The organism is Nonomuraea sp. bgisy101 (genome assembly GCF_057708945.1).
In genome coordinates, this window is the sequence record NZ_JBYITD010000006.1 from 43718 (window position 1) to 60637 (window position 16920).

Consider the following 16920-nt stretch of genomic DNA (forward strand, 5'->3'; position numbering starts at 1 on the left):
TCTCGCGTGCCTCCCGCGTCTCCCTGCCATCCGCGCTTCCTGCGCCGTCCACGGGTCTCCACCTCCAGTCGGGCCAGGACGGCGTGGGCTTATGGTGAGGGTCGGGGTGGGAGGGCGTGGTGAGCGTGCGGGTCCCGCTAGCATCGAAAGCCCTGACCGAGCAGGCGACGAGAGTGGCAGAAGATCGATGAGTTCCGTGACCGTCCGGGTGCCCGCAAAGGTCAACGTGCAGCTGTCCGTGGGCCCGCTTCGGGATGACGGCTACCACGACCTGGTGAACGTCTTTCATGCCGTCTCCGTCTTCGACGAGGTGATCGCGAAGGAGTCGGAGTCGATCTCCGTGCGGGTGGAGGGTGAGTCCGCCGACCAGGTACCGGTGGACGACGGGAACCTCGCCATCCAGGCGGCCAGGGCGTTGGCGAAGCACGCGGGCAGGACGTACGGGGTCGAGCTGATCATCCGTAAGGCGATCCCGGTGGCGGGCGGCATGGCGGGCGGCAGCGCCGACGCGGCGGGCACGCTGGTGGCCTGCAACGAGTTGTGGGGTCTCGGGCTGCCGCGTGAGGACCTGATGGAGATCGCCGCCGATCTGGGGAGCGACGTGCCGTTCTCGCTGCTGGGCGGTACGGCGGTCGGCACGGGCAGGGGTGAGCAACTGGCCGAGCTGGCGACGGGCGGCAGGTTCCACTGGGTGTTCGCGATCGCCGGCGGCGGCCTGTCGACGGCGAGGGTGTACGCGGAGTGTGACCGGTTGCGGGCGGCGCTGGGCGAGGTCGTGGCCTGGCCGCAGGCCAGCGACGCGCTGCTGGCGGCGTTGAAGGAGGGGGACGCGCGGGCGCTGGGCGCGGAGCTGGCCAACGATCTGCAACCTGCGGCGTTGATGTTGCGCGCGTCGCTGGCCCGTACGTTGGAGGCGGGGCGGGAGCTGGGCGCGCTGGGTGCGATCGTGTCGGGGTCGGGTCCGACGTGCGCGTTCCTGGCGGCTGACGAGGACCAGGCGCGGGAACTGGCGGTTGGACTCGTCGGGGCGGGCGTGTGCCGTACGGCGGTGCCCGCTCATGGACCGGTGGCAGGCGCCTCGATCGTGTGAGGGCGGTGGCGCTTCGGGCGGTGGCGCTCCGGGTGGCGGCCGCGCTCTGAGCGGCGGCACCGACCAGCTGCAGCGCACCAGGTGGCGCTCATGGCGGCGGCCGTGCTCTGAGCGGCGGCACCGATCAGCTGTGGCGCACCGGGCGGTGCTTCGAGAGGTGGCCGTGCTTCGAGAGGTGGCCGTGCTTCGAGCGGTGGGCCGTGCTCCGGGCGGTGGTGGAGGAGCACGCCGCCGTGCGGGCGGGAGGGCGGGATGGGTCGCTTAGCCAAATGGGGCGGTAGTCCGTACCCTGGGGGGCGATGAATCTGGTCAATCTTGAGTCGGTTTCCCATGCCTACGGGCCCAAGCCGCTGCTCTCCGACGTGTCCCTCGGCATCGAGGCCGGTGAGCGCATCGGCGTCGTCGGCCGCAACGGCGGCGGTAAGACGACGCTGCTGTCCGTGGTCGCGGGGGCGGTGAAACCGGACTCCGGGCGGGTGACGCACAACAGGGGTCTGCGAGTCGGTCTGCTGTCCCAGCGGGACGACCTCGACCCGCGCAGAACGGTCCACGAGACGGTGCTGGGCGGCAGAGCCGAGCACGAGTGGGCGGGCGACCAGGCGATCAGGGAGATTCTCGCCAACCTGATCGGCGATCTCGACCTGGAGAGCCTGGTCGGGGACCTGTCGGGTGGGGAGCGGCGGCGTACGGCGCTGGCCAGGCTGCTCATCGACGAGCACGAGCTGATCATGCTCGACGAGCCCACGAACCATCTCGACATCGAGGCCATCGCCTGGCTGGCGGGGCATCTGGCGCAGCGTAGGAGCGCGCTGCTGGTCGTGACGCACGACAGGTGGTTTCTCGACGCGGTCTCCACCAGGACGTGGGAGGTCGTCGACGGCAGGGTGGAGCGTTACGAGGGTGGCTATGCCGCCTATGTGCTCGCCAAGGCCGAGCGGGCGCGTATCGCGCAGGCGGCCGAGGAGCGCCGCCAGAACCTGATGCGCAAGGAGATCGCCTGGCTGCGCAGGGGTCCGCCCGCGCGTACGTCGAAGCCGAAGTTCAGGATCGAGGCGGCGCAGGCGCTGATCGCGGACGAGCCGCCGGCGCGGGAGACCGTCGAGCTGATGAAGTTCGCGGCGGCGCGGCTCGGCAGGACCGTCTATGACCTCGAGGACGTCACGCTGCACGCGGGCGGGCCCGACGCGGGCCCGCTGGTGCTGGAGCGGTGCACTTACCAGTTCGGTCCTGGCGACCGCATCGGGCTGATCGGCGTCAACGGCTCGGGCAAGTCGTCGGTGCTGCGTCTGCTCGCCGACCAGGTCAAGCCGGACGCGGGCCGGGTGGTCACGGGCAGGACGGTACGGCTGGCGTACCTGTCGCAGGAGCTCGCCGACGTCGACCTGACGCAGCGGGTGCTGGAGTCGGTGGAGCAGATCCGCAAGTACATCCAGCTCGGCAAGAAGGAGTGGACGGCTTCCCAGCTGCTCGAACGCCTCGGCTTCAAGGGCGAGGCGCAGTGGAAGGTCGTCGGCGACCTGTCCGGAGGGGAGCGGCGGCGGCTGCAGTTGCTGCGCCTGCTCATGGACGACCCGAACGTGCTGCTGCTCGACGAGCCGACCAACGACCTCGACATCGAGACGTTGAACGAGCTGGAGGACCTGCTCGACGGCTGGCCGGGCACGTTGGTGCTGGTGAGCCACGACCGCTACTTCCTTGAGCGGGTGGCCGACAGGTGCGTGGCGCTGCTGGGCGACGGGCGGCTGTCGATGCTGCCGGGCGGGGTGGACGAGTACCTCGAACGGCGGGCGGCCGGTACGGCGGTCACGGCGCGGGTCGCGGGCACGGCTCCGGCGGCGGCGCCCGCGCCGGAGAGCGTCGAGGCTCCCTCCGGGTTGTCGGCGAAGGAGGAGCGGGAGCTGCGCAAGGAGCTCAGCCGTCTGGAGCGGCAGCTCGACAAGCTCAGTGGGCAGGAGGAGAAGCTGCACGCCGTGATGGCGGAGGCGGCCAGCGACTACGCCAGGCTGGGCGAGCTGGACGGCAAGTTGCGCGACATCCTGAACGAGAAGGACGCGGTCGAGGCGGAGTGGCTGGAGGTGGCCGAGCGGCTCGGCGAGTGACCGCCCGGCGGGCACTCTCCGCGAGCGCCCGCCTGACCCGAGCCTCCCTCGGCGAGTGTCAGGCCGGCCCGGGCCACGCTCGGCGAGTGCCACGCCGGCCCGGGCCACGCTCGGCGAGTGCCACGCCGGCCCGGGCCACGCTCGGCGAGTGTCAGGCCGGCCTGGGCCACCCCCATTGGGTGACGGACCGACGCTGACCATCCTCGGCGAAGTGGCCGGCCGGCTCGGGGCATGGTCGTGGGCGCGGACGGTCAGGTGTCGAACGGGGTGAGGAGGGTGCGGAGAAGATCGGCGAGAATCTTCTGCTCGTCGGACCCCAGGCTCGCCAGAAGGTCCCGCTCCCGTCGCAGCAGGTCGGCGAAGGCGGCGTCGACCCTGGCCCGTCCCTCGTCGGTCAGGGACACCAGCACGCCGCGCCGGTCCTCGGGGTCGGGGCGGCGCCGTACCAGGCCGGCCTGCTCCAGCCGGTCGATGCGGTTGGTCATCGTCCCTGAGGTCACCAGCGTCGCGCGCAGCAGCGCGCCAGGCGACAGCTCGTACGGCTTGCCCGCCCGCCGCAACGCGGTGAGCACGTCGAACTCCCACGGCTCGAGGTCGTGTTCGGCGAAGGAGGCGCGTCGCGCCCTGTCGAGATGGCGGGCCAGGCGGGAGACTCGACTCAGCACCTGCAGCGGCGTCACATCGAGATCGGGGCGTTCCTGCTGCCAGGACGCCACGAGCCTGTCGACCTCGTCCATCGTCATGACACAAAGTGTACTGTCTTGACATCGAGATATCTCTCTCGATATCAATTATCTCTATGTCGAGAGATATTTGGGATCCCGCGACCTACGCCAAGTACGCCGACGAGCGCGGCAGGCCGTATATCGAGCTGGTCAGCCGCGTCCACGCGGACGCACCCGATTATGTCGTCGACGCGGGCTGCGGATCGGGCGAACTCACCGCCACGCTGACCGAACGCTGGCCCGGAGCCACCGTCTACGGCTTCGACTCCTCGCCCGCGATGATCAGCAAGGCGCGCGAGCTGCGGACCACCGCCAGGTTCGACGTCGCCGACGTGACCCTGTGGCATCCCGACCGGCCCATCGACGTGCTGGTGTCGAACGCCCTGCTGCAGTGGGTGCCGACGCATCGCGACCTGTTCGAGCGCTGGGTCGACGACCTCAGTCCTGGAGGCTGGCTCGCCTTCCAGGTGCCGGGCAACTTCGACGCCCCCAGCCACGTGCTGATCAGGGAGCTGTGCGCGAGCGAGGCCTGGCGGGACAGGCTCGGCGACTTCGAGCGTCCCTGGCCGGTCGTCGACCCGGTGGCGTACGTGGACCAGCTCAGCGGCCTCGGGCTGCGGGTGGACGCGTGGGAGACCACCTACGTCCACATCCTCGAGGGCGAGAACGCGGTCCTCAACTGGATCTCCGGTACGGCCCTGCGCCCGGTCTTCGACAGGCTGGAGCCCGACGAGCGCAGGCGCTTCGCCGACGAGCTCGCCGTCCGGCTCGACGAGGCCTATCCGAGCAGGCCGTACGGCACGCCCTTCCCGTTCCGGCGGATCTTCGTGGTCGGCCGGAAAGGTTAGACCTCCTGAACAGGCGGAACATGGGTAGATAGGCGCAAAGGGCGCGCGGCGGCGTCAAGCCTGGGCCATGGTTCCACCTGCTGGCGGCGAGGATTCTTCCAGACTTCTCCTGTTCATTGCGCAGTGGCATTATTGTCCGCAATTCGACACTTGCGAGGTGCAGTGAGCATCGAGATCGAAGACAAGTTCGACGTCCCTGACGACTACGAAGTCCCTGACCTGGGCAAGCTCGGGGAGGTCGTGGGGCCGAGGAGCTACCAGCTCGTGGCGCTCTACTACGACACCCCTGATCTGAGGCTGGCCGCCAGGGGCATCACGCTGCGCAGACGCAGAGGCGGCGCGGACGCGGGCTGGCATCTGAAGCTGCCGAAGGCCAAGGGCGCCCGCCAGGAGATCCAGCTCCCGCTCACCAGAAGCACGAAGATCATCCCTTGGGAGCTGGCCGAGCTCGTCCAGGCCTACACGCGCGGCGCCGAGCTGGCGGCCGTCGCCGAGCTCGACACCCGCAGGAGCGTGCGCGTCCTGTCGGGGCTGGTCGAGGTGGCCGACGACCGGGTCAAGGGCACCGTGCTCGGAGACGCGCCGCAGGTCGAGCGCTGGCGCGAGGTCGAGGCCGAGCTGCTCGAGAACGGCGACCCCGACCTGCTGGCCAAGGTCGGCAAGCGGCTGCGCAAGGCGGGGGCCGTACCCGCCGGGACGGGAAGCAAGCTGGCCAGGCTGCTGAAGCCGGCGGCGCCCACGCGCGCCCGGGTCGGCGACGGCACCGCCGGCGACGTCGTCATCGACTACCTGGCAGGACAGGTGGAGGCGCTCCTCTCGCAGGACCCGCGCACCCGTAGGGCCGAGGAGGACGCGGTCCACCAGATGCGCGTCGCCTGCCGCAGGCTGCGCAGCGCGCTGAAGGCGTTCAGGAGCATCGTGCGCGACACCGAGCGGGTTCAGGACGAGCTGCAGTGGCTCGGCACCGTGCTCGGCGAGGCCCGCGACCTGGAGGTCATCAGGGCGAGGTTCGCCCGTCACCTGAAGAACCTGCCGCCCGAGCTGGTGGTGGGCCCCATCCAGGTACGGCTCGGCGACGACCTCGGCGCACGGGAGGAAGAGGCGTACGGCAGGATCAGGGAGACGCTGAGCGGCGAGCGCTACTACGCGCTGCTCGACGCGCTCGACGAGCTGGTCGCCAAGCCGTCACTGGGCAAGGCGGCCAAGAAGCCCGCCGACTCCACGCTCGCCGGTGTCGCCGACAAGAACTGGCAGCGGGTGACGAAGGCGTACGACACCGCTCAGGCCATCCCGGACGAGGAGCGGCGCGAGATCGCCATGCACGACGTGCGCAAGGCGGCCAAACGCGCTCGATACACCGCCGAGGCGCTCGGGATGAGCAAGCTGGCCAAGCGCGCCGAATCCATCCAGGACGTGCTCGGACTGCATCAGGACGGGGTCGTCGCGCAGGACACGCTCGCCAAGGAGGCGGAGAGCGCGCGGCAGGCGGGGGAGGACACCTTCACCTACGGCGTCCTCGTCGGCATCGAGCGAGGCACGGCCGAGCGTGCGCAGGCCGACTTCCCCAAGGTGTGGGCGAAGGTTCAGACGGCGTAGCGCTCGACGCTGACGACCTGTTCGCCGGCGCGATGGACGACGGCGAACGCGCCCTTGCGCAGGTGCACCCGCACGCCGCTGAGCTCGGAGATCAGCGGAGGGAGCACCTTGCCGTGACTGCACACGGCCACGGGGCCCTCGATCTCGCGCACGAGCTCGGCGGTCTTGTCAGGGTCGTAGCCCGGCTCGCTCAGCAGCGGCTCGAGCCGGACGCCGGCGTCGGGCAGGGTCTGCACGCACCGCCGGCTCGGCGAGCTGAGCAGCGCTCCTGGCCGGTAGGCGGGCAGCACCGTGGCGAGCGTGCGCGCCTGGACCTCGCCCTCGTCGTCGAGCGGGCGCAGGTCGTCGTCCCCCTTCCACTTCTGGCGCGAGCCCGCGCTGCCGTGCCGTATCAGGAGTAAGGGGGTGGTCTCCAGCGGCGCGGCGGTGACGGTACGCAGCAGGCCCGCGTCCCACTCGTACGTCAGGCGCGCCCTGGCCTCGTCGACGGGCAGCCAGACCATCTCGTCCACCTCGGATCCGGGGACGAACTCGCCGGAGACCGCGCGGGCCGTCCAGTAGTCGACCCGCTTCAACCGGCCCTTGCGCAGGTAGTGGACGGGAGGCAGGGCGCGGCCGAGGAGCACGGTGAGCCCGGTCTCCTCGCGCACCTCGCGCAGGGCGGCGGCGATCATGTGCTCGCCCTGCCGCAGCTTGCCCTTGGGGAAGGTCCAGTCGTCGTAGGCGGGCCGGTGGACGAGGGCGACCTCGTCACCTCGCCAGACGACCGCGCCTGCGGCTCTGATGGGGTCAGTCATCAACGGTTCTCCAGCGCCTGGTCGCCAGGGTGTGACTCTGCAGGTCCTCGCCCTGGTGGCGGCTCCACGTGCCGTCGGAGTTCAGCCACCAGCTGTTCGTGGTCTCGGCCATCACCAGGTCGAGCAGTTCGATCAGGTAGGCCCTGTGCGGCTGGCTGGTCACCTTCACCAACGCCTCCACCCTGCGGTCGAGGTTGCGGCGCATCAGGTCGGCGCTGCCGATCCAGATCTCGGGTCGCCTGCCGAGCCCGAACTCGTACACCCTGGAGTGCTCGAGGAAGCGCCCGAGAACCGAGCGGACGCGGATGTTCTCGCTCAGCCCGGGAATGCCCGGACGGAGCGCGCAGATGCCCCGAACCCACAGATCCACCGGCACGCCGGCACGGGATGCCCGGTAGAGGGCGTCGATCAGCTGCTCGTCCACGAGGGAGTTCGTCTTCATCCGGATTCTCGCGGGACGGCCCGCCTGCTGATGGGCGATCTCCCGCTCGATCCTGGCCAGCAGCCCGCCCCTCAGCGAGTGCGGCGCGACGAGCAGCCTGCGGTAGGCCGAGTGGTTGGAGTAGCCGGTCAGGTGGATGAACAGGTCGGTCACGTCCTCGCCGACCAGGGGATCGGCGGTGAGCAGGCCGAAGTCCTCGTAGAGCCGGGCGGTCTTCGGGTTGTAGTTGCCGGTGCCGATGTGGCAGTAGCGGCGCAGCTCGCCCGAAGGCTCCTGCCGTACGACCAGCGCGAGCTTGCAGTGGGTCTTCAGGCCGACCACGCCGTAGACCACGTGGCAGCCGGCCTTCTCCAGCTTGCGCGCCCACGAGATGTTGGCGTGCTCGTCGAAGCGGGCCTTGATCTCCACGACGACCACGACCTGCTTGCCCGCCTCGGCCGCGTCGATCAGCGCGTTCACGATCGGGGAGTCGCCGCTGGTGCGGTAGAGGGTCTGTTTGATCGCCAGAACGCTCGGGTCCTCGGCCGCCTGCTCGATGAAGCGCTGCACGCTGGTCGCGAAGGAGTCGTAGGGGTGGTGCAGCAGCACGTCACGCTCGCGCAGGACGGCGAAGATGTCGTCCTCGGCGTGGATGGCCTCGGAGGGGACGAACGGGCGGTAGCTCAGCTCGCCCCTGTCGAGGTCGGCGATCGCGTGCAGGCCCGTCAGATCGAGCGGGCCGTTGATCTTGTAGATCTCGTGCGGCGCCACGTCCAGCTCGTCGACCAGCAGCTCGAGCACCTCGGGCGTGATCGTGTCCTCGACCTCGAGCCGGACCGCGGGACCGAACCTGCGCTTGAGCAGCTCCTTCTCCAGCGCCTTCATGAGGTTCTCCGTGACGTCCTCGTCGACGTCGAGGTCCTCGTTGCGGGTCACCCTGAAGGCGTGGTGCTGGAGGATCTCCATGCCCTTGAACAGCTGCCCGAGGTGGGCGGCGATCACATCCTCCAGCGGGACGAACCTGTCCTTGGAGGCGGTCACGAACCGCGGGAGCTGGGACGGCACCTTGACCCTGGCGAAGACCGTGTGATCCGTCGACGGGTTCCGCACGACGACGGCCAGGTTGAGGCTCAGACCCGAGATGTACGGGAACGGGTGGGCCGGATCGACGGCCAGAGGCGTCAGAACCGGACGGATGCGCTCCCTGAACAGCTTGCGCAGCTCGGTGCGCTCGTCGCGGCCGAGGTCGTCCCAACGGACGATCTCGATGCCCTCGCTCGCCAGTTGCGGGCAGATCCGCTCGTGGAAGAGGGCGGCGTGGCGCTTGGCCAGGCCGTCCGCGATCGTCCCTATGCGGGCCAGCTCCTCGCGCGGCTTGAGGCCGCTCTTGGTGCGCAGCAGCAGGCCCGTCGCCATCCGCCGCTTGAGGCCGGCCACCCGTACACGGAAGAACTCGTCGAGATTGCTCGCGAAGATCGCCAGGAATCGGACGCGTTCGAGAAGGGGGAGGGAGGAGTCTTCGGCCAGCTCGAGCACCCGCTCGTTGAACTGGAGCCAGCTTTCCTCACGGTTGAGGAACCGCTCCTGAGGCAGGGGCAGATCATTTCCGGTATGCAGGAGCTCGGCGGACATATTACGTAATATGCCCAACCAGATTGAACAAAGCGTTAACTTCGTCTCAACGACTCACTCTTGTTCGAGTTTCGCCGCCCGCTCGGCCAACCTCGCCTCGCGCTGACGCAGCTTGTCCTCGCGCTCCTTGGCCTTCTCGGCGTCGCGCAGCAGCCGCTCGCGCTCCTTCAGCTCACGCTCCCTGGCCTTCTCGGCCTCCTTGAGCTCCCTGGCCCTGGCCTTCTGAGCCTCCTTGAGCTCCTTCTCGGTCGGCCTGGGCATCGCGGGCACGGGAGCGAGCTCAAGGTGCTTGCTCGTCGCGGTGATCTGCGGCGTCGGGTTCAGGCCCGTCAGGCCGTTCCACGCCAGGTTCACCAGGTGTGCCGCGACCTCCTCGCGGCCGGGCCTGCGCACGTCGAGCCACCACTGACCGGTCAGCGCCACCATGCCGACCAGCATCTGCGCGTACATCGGCGCGAGCTTGGGGTCGTAGCCCCTGCTCTTGAACTCGTCGGCCAGCACGTCCTCGACCTGGCTGGCGATCTCGCTGATCAGGCTCGCGAAGGTGCCCGTGCCCGAAGCGGCGTGCGAGTCGCGCACCAGGATGCGGAAGCCCTCGCTGCTCTCCTCGATGTACTGCAGCAGCGCGAGCGCCGCCCGTTCCAGCTTGATCAGCGAGTGCGACGCCGACAGCGCCGCGGTGATCATGCCGAGCAGTTTCTGCATCTCGCGATCGACCACCACCGCGTAGACGCCCTCCTTGCCGCCGAAGTGTTCGTACACCACAGGCTTGGACACCTGCGCCGTGGCGGCGATCTCCTCGATGGAGGTCCCGTCGAACCCCTTCTCAGCGAACAGCGCGCGGCTGATGGTGATCAGCTGCTCTCTTCGCTCTCTTCCTGTCATGCGTCTGCGGGATCGGGATTCGGTGGTCACAGGTTCCATAATGACGGTGCCCGGTCCGTGACCGGGCACCGTGGTATCGGCACTACCCAATGCGCTTCGCCGCCAGGCGCTCGGGAGTCGGCCACCGCACGTCGTGGACCCAGCCGAGCCGCTCGAAGATCCGGATCAGGCCCGCGCTCAGGTCGATCTGACCCTTCAGCACCCCGTGACGGGCGCAGGTCGGGTCGGAGTGGTGCAGGTTGTGCCACGACTCGCCGAACGAGGGGATCGCCAGCCACCACACGTTGCGCGACTTGTCGCGCACCTCGAAGGCCTCGTCGCCGAACACGTGGCAGATCGAGTTGATCGACCAGGTCACGTGGTGCAGCAGGCCGATGCGCACCAGCGAGCCCCAGAAGAACGCGGTCAGCGCGCCCTGCCACGACCAGGTCAGCAGCCCGCCGAGAATCGCGGGAAGGAAGATCGAGGTGACGGCCAGCGCGCCGAACCACTTGTGGAGCTTGATGATGTCCGGGTCCTTGTACAGGTCAGGGGCGTACTTCTCCCTGTTGGTGCGCTCGCTCTCGAACAGCCAGCCCATGTGCGCGTACAGCAGGCCCTTGGACATCGACTTGAATCCCGGGCCGAAGCGCCACGGCGAGTGCGGGTCGCCCTCCTTGTCGGAGAACTTGTGGTGCTTGCGGTGCGTGGCCACCCAGTCGAGGACCGACATCTCCAGCGACAGGCTGCCCGCGATGCCCAGCGCGATCTTCATCGGGCGCTTCGCCTTGAAGGACCCGTGCGTGAAGTAGCGGTGAAGCCCGACTGTCACGCCCAGCCCCGAGACGACGTAGAAGACGAAGGCGATCGCGATGTCGGTCCACCCCAGGCCCCAGCCCCACGCGAACGGCACGGCGGCGGCGATCGCGACCAGGGGGAGGCCCACGACGAGACCGAAGGTGATCAGTTCGGCCCTGGTCTTGGGTTCGGGATCCACGTCTGGCTTGGGACCGGGCGCCGGTCGATCGGCAAGGACGGTCATGGGCTACCTCTCACGACATATGTAGATGAATGTCCGGGCTACGCATCCGTAACCTACGTCAGCGTAAGTTAGGAACGAGCCAGAAGCGAATGTGTGGAAGGTAACGGTCTCCGTCGATTGCTGAGTGGGTTCTGTGTCTTGCGGGTGCCATCGTGGGCTGGTATAAGTGCTCGGCTGACAGCCTGGAGTACCGCCCTGTCCGCGGGATGAAATGCGGCGCGTGAGTGACACAGACGTCGGTATCGTATGACTAGCCGCGACACGCGAGTGTCCGGATCATCCCGGATCGTCTAATCGGCAGGACAAGTGGTTTTGGTCCACTTTGTAGGGGTTCGAGTCCTCTTCCGGGAGCTCTGGAGCACGACACGGCCATCGGCCGGGTAGCTAGAGAGGCACCGAGGGCGGGAAGGTATCCTCACGGTGTCGGGAGGGTAGCGGTGCGGTAGCCGTGCCACGCCCTGATCCGCCTCGTCACAGGGAGCCTCAGTCCGTGAGTGTGCCGCGCCCGGCAGCAGTCATCGTCCTCGCCGCAGGCGAGGGCACCCGGATGAAGAGCCAGACCCCCAAAGTCCTCCATGAGCTGTGCGGCCTCGCGCTGGTCGACCACATGCTCGTCGCCGCGCGGGAGCTCGAACCCGAGCGGCTCATCGTCGTCATCGGCCACGCGAAGGAGCGGGTCGGCGGCCACCTCGCCCAGACCAGCCCCGACGCTCGGGCGGTCGTGCAGCGCGAGCAGCGCGGCACGGGGCACGCCGTCCGCACCGTGCTCGAAGAGGTGGGCACGATCGCCGGCACGGTGCTCGTCACCTACGGCGACACGCCGCTGCTGCGCGCCGAGACCCTCGCCAGGCTGCTGGAGTCCCACGCCGCCGACGGCAACGCGGTCACCGTGCTGACCGCGGAGGTGCCCGATCCGACCGGATACGGACGGATCATCCGCGACGACACCGGCGCCGTCCTGGAGATCGTCGAGGAGAAGGACGCCGGCCCCGCCCAGCGCGCCGTCAAGGAGATGAACTCCGGCGTCTACGCCTTCGACGGCCTCCTGCTCGCCGACGCCGTCAAGCGCGTGTCGACGGACAACGCGCAGGGCGAGGAGTACCTCACCGACGTGCTGTCCATCCTCAGGGAGGAAGGGCACAGGGTCGGCGCCCACATCGCCGCCGACTACGTCGAGGTCGAAGGCGTCAACGACCGGGTGCAGCTCGCCTTCGCCCGCAAGGTGCTGAACCAGCGCATCCTCGAGTCGCACATGCGGGCGGGCGTGACCGTCATCGACCCCGCGAGCACCTTCGTCGACGTGCAGGTCACGCTCGAGTCCGACGTCGTCATCCACCCCGGGACGCAGCTGCACGGCAGCACCGCCGTCGCGGCCGGCGCGCAGATCGGCCCCGCCTCCACGCTGACCGACACGACCGTCGGAGCGGGCGCCGTCGTGCGCAACGCGGTGTGCGACAGCGCGGTCATCGGGCCCGAAGCCTCCGTCGGGCCGTACGCCTACCTGCGCCCCGGCGCCGAGCTGGGCCACAAGGCGAAGGCGGGCACCTACGTCGAAGTGAAGAACTCGAAGGTCGGGGCACGGTCCAAGGTGCCGCACCTGACCTACGTGGGCGACGCCACGATCGGCGAGGACGTCAACATCGGGGCGTCGGCCGTGTTCGTCAACTACGACGGGGTCAACAAGAACCACACCACCATCGGAGACGGCGTCTTCGTGGGGTGCGACACCATGCTGGTCGCTCCGGTGACCATCGGCGACGGCGCCTACACGGCGGCCGGATCGGTCATCACCGACGACGTCCCACCAGGGGCGATCGGCGTGGCAAGAGCGCGGCAGCGCAACATCGAGAAATGGGTCTTGCGCAGGCGCGCGGGCACGAAGTCGGCAGCGGCGGCCGAGAGGGCGCTTGCCGAGCAAGAGCGGGAGAGTGGCACGTGACGAGCATCAAACAGCCGGGGTCCAAGGAGCTGATGCTCTTTTCGGGCCGGGCCTACCCTGAACTGGCCGAAGAGGTCGCCAGGAACGTCGGGGTCTCGCTCACGCCGACGAAGCTGATCGACTTCGCCAACGGCGAGATCTACGCGCGCTACCTGGAGTCGGTACGCGGGTGCGACGCCTTCGTGATCCAGAGCCACACCGGGCCGATCAACAAGTGGATCATGGAACAGCTCATCATGGTCGACGCGCTCAAGCGGGCCTCCGCCAAGCGCATCACCGTGGTCATGCCGTTCTTCGGCTACGCGCGACAGGACAAGAAGGGTCGTGGCCGCGAGCCGATCACCGCGCGGCTGATGGCCGACATCTTCAAGACGGCGGGCGCCGACCGGCTCATGTCGATCGACCTGCACACCTCGCAGATCCAGGGCTTCTTCGACGGGCCCGTCGACCACCTGTTCGCCATGCCGGTCCTGGAGAGCTACCTCAAGGACAAGCTCGACCTGGCCACCACCACGATCGTCTCACCCGACACCGGCCGCGTCCGGCTGTCGGAGCGCTGGGCGGACACGCTCGGCACGCCCATGGCGTTCATCCACAAGCGGCGCGACCTCGACGTGGCGAATTCCGTGAAGGTCAACGAGGTCGTCGGAAAGGTCCGCGGACGCACCTGCGTGCTGATCGACGACATGATCGACACCGCGGGCACGATCTGCAAGGCGGCCGACGCGCTGTACGACCAGGGCGCCACGAACGTCATCGTGTGCGCCACCCACGCGGTCTTCTCCGACCCGGCGGTCGACCGGTTGAAGAACTCGCGCATCTCCGAGGTGATCGTGACGAACACGTTGCCGCTGTCGGAGGAGAAGAGGTTCGACAAGCTGACCGTGCTGTCGATCGCGCCGCTCATCGCCCGCGCGATCACCGAGGTGTTCAGCGACGGGTCGGTCACCAGCCTGTTCGAGGGCAACACCTGATCATGTGCGCGTGAGCGCTCCGCTGTGGCGGGGGAGCCAGGCTCCCTCGCCACGGCCCTTCATGACCGCGCGCCCGACGTGACCCCGGCCTCCTGGTAGCGCGCGTTTCATCCGGACATACGCGACTGCGACCGGATCGCCCCGCCGGCCCGGCCTCCTCGCCGGCGGCCACGCCGGGCGCACAGGTAGGGCAGGCAGGGACCGCCCGGCCTTCGGCCTTCCACTCGCTCGGCCTTCCACTCGCTCGGCAACTCGCCCACGCTCAGTCGAGCCGTTCACGCCGTAGCGCCCCCGCGCGCGAGCCGTTCACGCCGCAGCGCCCACCTGTGCGCGAGCCCTTCCCGCCGCAGTACCCCCGCGCGCGAGCCGTTCACGCCGCAGCGCCCACCTGTGCGCGAGCCCTTCCCGCCGCAGTACCCCCGCGCGCGAGCCGTTCACGCCGTAGCGCCCACCTTTGCGCGAGCCGTTCACGCCGTAGCGCTCGCCCGCCGCCGAGAGTGCAGTGAGGCGAGATCCGTCCCAGCTCTCCCCGCCCCCGGAACCGCCGGTGACGACGTCGTTCTCGACCCCCGGCAGGCGTCCGGCGACGTCGGCTCGGGAGGGCGCCCGGCACGCTGAGCGAGTTTGCCGAGGCCTTCCGTGCATTCGACCAGCTCACGCTGTATGTCACCATGCGCGCATGTATCATAACTCTTCGTAGTCAAGTGGTGGAGATGCGATCAGCGCGCCCACTACCTCACAAAAGGGACCTCACCTGTGGGTTCCTATGAAAATAACCAGGATGGATCATGAGTCTTCAACTGCGCTGGGTCACGGTGGTGGCCGCGACCGCGATGGTGGGCGGCCTGACCGCGTGCGGTGCCGATATCTCTTCGCTGTCCACGTCCATGTTCATGACCGCACCGTTCATGGCCGCGCCCACGCCGCCGTCCCAGTACACCTCCGAGTCCGGTGAGTCCGTATCGCAGTCCACGTCCGACTCCGAGGAGTCGACCTCCGAGTCCGGTGAGTCCGTATCGCAGTCCACATCCGATTCCGACCCGGGCTCCGACTACCGGTCCGCGCCCGTGAGCAGGAGCAAGTCCAGGCAGTGCGCCACCGGCAGTTGCACGGTGACGGTGTCGGGCTCGCCGACCCAGGACGTCTCGCTGGAGGCGGCCCGCAGCAACTCGGACCAGCGGCGAGCGGCGGATCTGGTCATCAGTGACTTCACCGACGACTCGGTCATGCTCGGGATGGGTACCGAGAAGAAGCAGGTGAAGAAGGGCGAGTCCGTGGTGATCGGCGGTTGGACGGTCACCCTGAACAGCGTGAGCCAGAGCACCTTCGCGGCGAAGCTCGTCGCCGTCCCGCCCCAGGCCCCGAGCGCCAAGCGCGCCACGAGCACCAAGCGCTACACGAGCGACAGGCGTTACACGAGCGCCAAGCGTTACCCGGGCGACAGGCGTTACACGGGCGACAGGCATTACGCGGGCGACAGGCGTCACCCGGGCGCCAGGCGTTGACGCCGTGGCCCCGCGGTGATGTCGCATCCCGCCGGGCCGCCGGCAGTCGTACGTCGACCGAGAGCCACGGCCCGCGTCCTCGAAGGCCCGAGGCGCGGGCCGTGGGCGTCTTCCGGTCGGCGCGCGGAGGGTACGGCATGCTCCAGGTTCACGTTCGCCAGATGAGCACGAGCGCGGAGTCGTCCTCGCGGTTGCGGACGCTCTTCACGAGCGTGGCGGTCTCGGTGAAGCCTTCCCTGACGAGGGAGTGCGCCTCGCCGAGGATCCTGTCGAGCCCCGTGTCGGGGTCGGCGCGTGGCCCCCACAGCCCGTTGGTGAACAGCATCAGCGCGTCGCCCTTGCCGAGAGCGCCCTCCACCGTGGGCCACCTGACATGGTCGATGACCCCGAGAGCTATGCCCACCGCGGTTGACGGCTGCCAGGTGCCGCTGCCGCCGAAGTACTGGGCGGCAGGCGGGTGCCCGGCGCACGCGATGGTGTAGGCGCCGGTGGACAGATCGAGATCGAGATGGACGGCCGTGACGAGGCGCTCCTCGCCCCGGCGCAGCAGGTAGTCGTTGCAGGCGGGCAGGAAGCGCTCGGCCGGCACGGAGGCCAGCAGCCCGCCGAACGTGCCCGCGAGCATCAGCGCGTGGGCGGCGGCGTCGTTTCCCTTGCCGGAGACGTCGACGAGGGCGAGCTGCAGTCGCGAGCCCTCCAGGCGCGAGACGAGGAAGTCGCCGCCGAACAACGCGCCGGGCGCGGCCTGCAGCGCGACCTTGCGGCCCCAGCGGCGCGGCAGCGGCGGGATCTGGTTGATCGCCTTGAGCTGGCTCTTCAGCTCGATGAGGGCATGGTCGCCGCGCAGGCCGTAGATGCCGACGCCGGCGCGGGCGTGGCTCAGCGACACCGCGAGGACGGCCACCACCACCAGGACGGCAAGCTGCTCGGGTTCGAGCTGGACCGTCAGGCCGATGGCGGCGGAGACGGCCGACGCGGCCAGGACGACGGCGACGGCGGGCGGCCGCAGCAGCAGGCCGCTGGTCAGGATGATCGGCGCCAGCATGATCGGAGGCGCCCACGAGGTGCCGTAGGCGGCGGCGAGCGGACCGATGACCAGAGCCGCGACGGTCAGGACGGTCAGCAGCAGCCGGTGGCGTCCGAGATCCAGGGAGGGAGCGGTGTAGGTGCCGGCCGCGGGCGGGAGCCCCTCACCTGTGGCGAACTCCATCACCTTGTCGCCGGGCGACCAGACGCGGCGGACGGCCTCTATCACGGACATGACACTCCCGCCCCGAAGGTGTCCGAGCGCGCGCCGGGATCGGACGGCATGGGCGGCGCCGTCCGTACTCGCTGTGACCGTGGCTCTGTCACCGTGGGCCTCCTTCGTCCGCATCGTCGCACGGGGA

13 protein-coding genes and 1 tRNA gene are annotated in these 16920 nt (G+C 69.2%); 8 read left to right on the plus strand and 6 right to left on the minus strand.

What is annotated here, in order from left to right:
• Positions 1–187 precede the first annotated feature (187 nt).
• Together AC3EO4_RS13010 and AC3EO4_RS13015 are read left to right on the plus strand one after the other, a co-directional pair.
• On the plus strand, positions 188–1090 hold the full coding sequence (locus AC3EO4_RS13010; RefSeq protein WP_431895625.1) for a 4-(cytidine 5'-diphospho)-2-C-methyl-D-erythritol kinase: 903 nt from the start codon (positions 188–190) through the stop codon (positions 1088–1090).
• Positions 1091–1389: 299 nt separating this feature from the next.
• Positions 1390–3189: an ABC-F family ATP-binding cassette domain-containing protein gene (locus tag AC3EO4_RS13015; RefSeq protein ID WP_431895627.1), complete on the plus strand. Its 1800-nt coding sequence runs from the start codon at positions 1390–1392 to the stop codon at positions 3187–3189.
• Positions 3190–3440: 251 nt separating this feature from the next.
• On the opposite strand, the gene AC3EO4_RS13020 is transcribed toward AC3EO4_RS13015, so the two are convergent.
• Entirely contained in the window at positions 3441–3932 is a 492-nt protein-coding gene (locus AC3EO4_RS13020; RefSeq protein WP_379583599.1) for a MarR family winged helix-turn-helix transcriptional regulator, read from the minus strand.
• A 56-nt stretch (positions 3933–3988) separates the two neighbouring features.
• On the opposite strand from AC3EO4_RS13020, the gene AC3EO4_RS13025 reads away from it, so the two are divergent.
• Both AC3EO4_RS13025 and AC3EO4_RS13030 read left to right on the plus strand, forming a co-directional pair.
• Entirely contained in the window at positions 3989–4762 is a 774-nt protein-coding gene (locus AC3EO4_RS13025) for a trans-aconitate 2-methyltransferase (protein ID WP_379583601.1), read from the plus strand.
• Positions 4763–4924: 162 nt separating this feature from the next.
• On the plus strand, positions 4925–6358 hold the full coding sequence (locus tag AC3EO4_RS13030; RefSeq protein WP_379583603.1) for a CYTH and CHAD domain-containing protein: 1434 nt from the start codon (positions 4925–4927) through the stop codon (positions 6356–6358).
• On the opposite strand, the gene AC3EO4_RS13035 is transcribed toward AC3EO4_RS13030, so the two are convergent.
• The 4 genes from AC3EO4_RS13035 to AC3EO4_RS13050 are packed head-to-tail and all read right to left on the minus strand — an operon-like array spanning position 6346 to position 11114.
• On the minus strand, positions 6346–7155 hold the full coding sequence (locus AC3EO4_RS13035) for an NUDIX hydrolase (RefSeq protein WP_431895630.1): 810 nt from the start codon (positions 7153–7155) through the stop codon (positions 6346–6348). The two genes, AC3EO4_RS13030 and AC3EO4_RS13035, sit on opposite strands and share 13 nt — an antisense overlap.
• Positions 7148–9208 (minus strand): RNA degradosome polyphosphate kinase, encoded by a 2061-nt coding sequence (locus AC3EO4_RS13040; RefSeq protein ID WP_379583607.1) that lies wholly within the window; start codon positions 9206–9208, stop codon positions 7148–7150. The genes AC3EO4_RS13035 and AC3EO4_RS13040 overlap by 8 nt, the downstream gene beginning before the upstream one ends.
• A gap of 54 nt (positions 9209–9262) precedes the next feature.
• Complete coding sequence (locus tag AC3EO4_RS13045) at positions 9263–10132, minus strand: TetR/AcrR family transcriptional regulator (protein WP_488186340.1); 870 nt, start codon at positions 10130–10132, stop codon at positions 9263–9265.
• Between the two features lie 43 nt (positions 10133–10175).
• Complete coding sequence (locus AC3EO4_RS13050) at positions 10176–11114, minus strand: acyl-CoA desaturase (protein WP_379583611.1); 939 nt, start codon at positions 11112–11114, stop codon at positions 10176–10178.
• A 279-nt stretch (positions 11115–11393) separates the two neighbouring features.
• Between AC3EO4_RS13050 and AC3EO4_RS13055 the strand changes: the two genes are divergently transcribed.
• The 4 genes from AC3EO4_RS13055 (at position 11394) to AC3EO4_RS13070 (ending at position 15532) form a co-directional block, all read left to right on the plus strand.
• A tRNA-Gln gene (locus AC3EO4_RS13055) sits at positions 11394–11465 on the plus strand.
• Positions 11466–11604: 139 nt separating this feature from the next.
• Positions 11605–13053 carry a bifunctional UDP-N-acetylglucosamine diphosphorylase/glucosamine-1-phosphate N-acetyltransferase GlmU gene (gene glmU, locus AC3EO4_RS13060; protein ID WP_379583613.1) on the plus strand — a complete coding sequence of 483 codons (1449 nt, stop codon included), beginning with the start codon at positions 11605–11607 and terminating at the stop codon, positions 13051–13053.
• On the plus strand, positions 13050–14027 hold the full coding sequence (locus tag AC3EO4_RS13065) for a ribose-phosphate diphosphokinase (protein ID WP_379583615.1): 978 nt from the start codon (positions 13050–13052) through the stop codon (positions 14025–14027). The genes glmU and AC3EO4_RS13065 overlap by 4 nt, the downstream gene beginning before the upstream one ends.
• A gap of 788 nt (positions 14028–14815) precedes the next feature.
• Positions 14816–15532, plus strand: a complete 717-nt coding sequence (locus tag AC3EO4_RS13070) for a hypothetical protein (RefSeq protein ID WP_379583617.1) — start codon at positions 14816–14818, stop codon at positions 15530–15532.
• Between the two features lie 148 nt (positions 15533–15680).
• Here AC3EO4_RS13070 and AC3EO4_RS13075 read toward each other — a convergent pair whose 3' ends face one another.
• Entirely contained in the window at positions 15681–16793 is a 1113-nt protein-coding gene (locus tag AC3EO4_RS13075; RefSeq protein WP_431895636.1) for a PP2C family protein-serine/threonine phosphatase, read from the minus strand.
• Positions 16794–16920 lie beyond the last annotated feature (127 nt).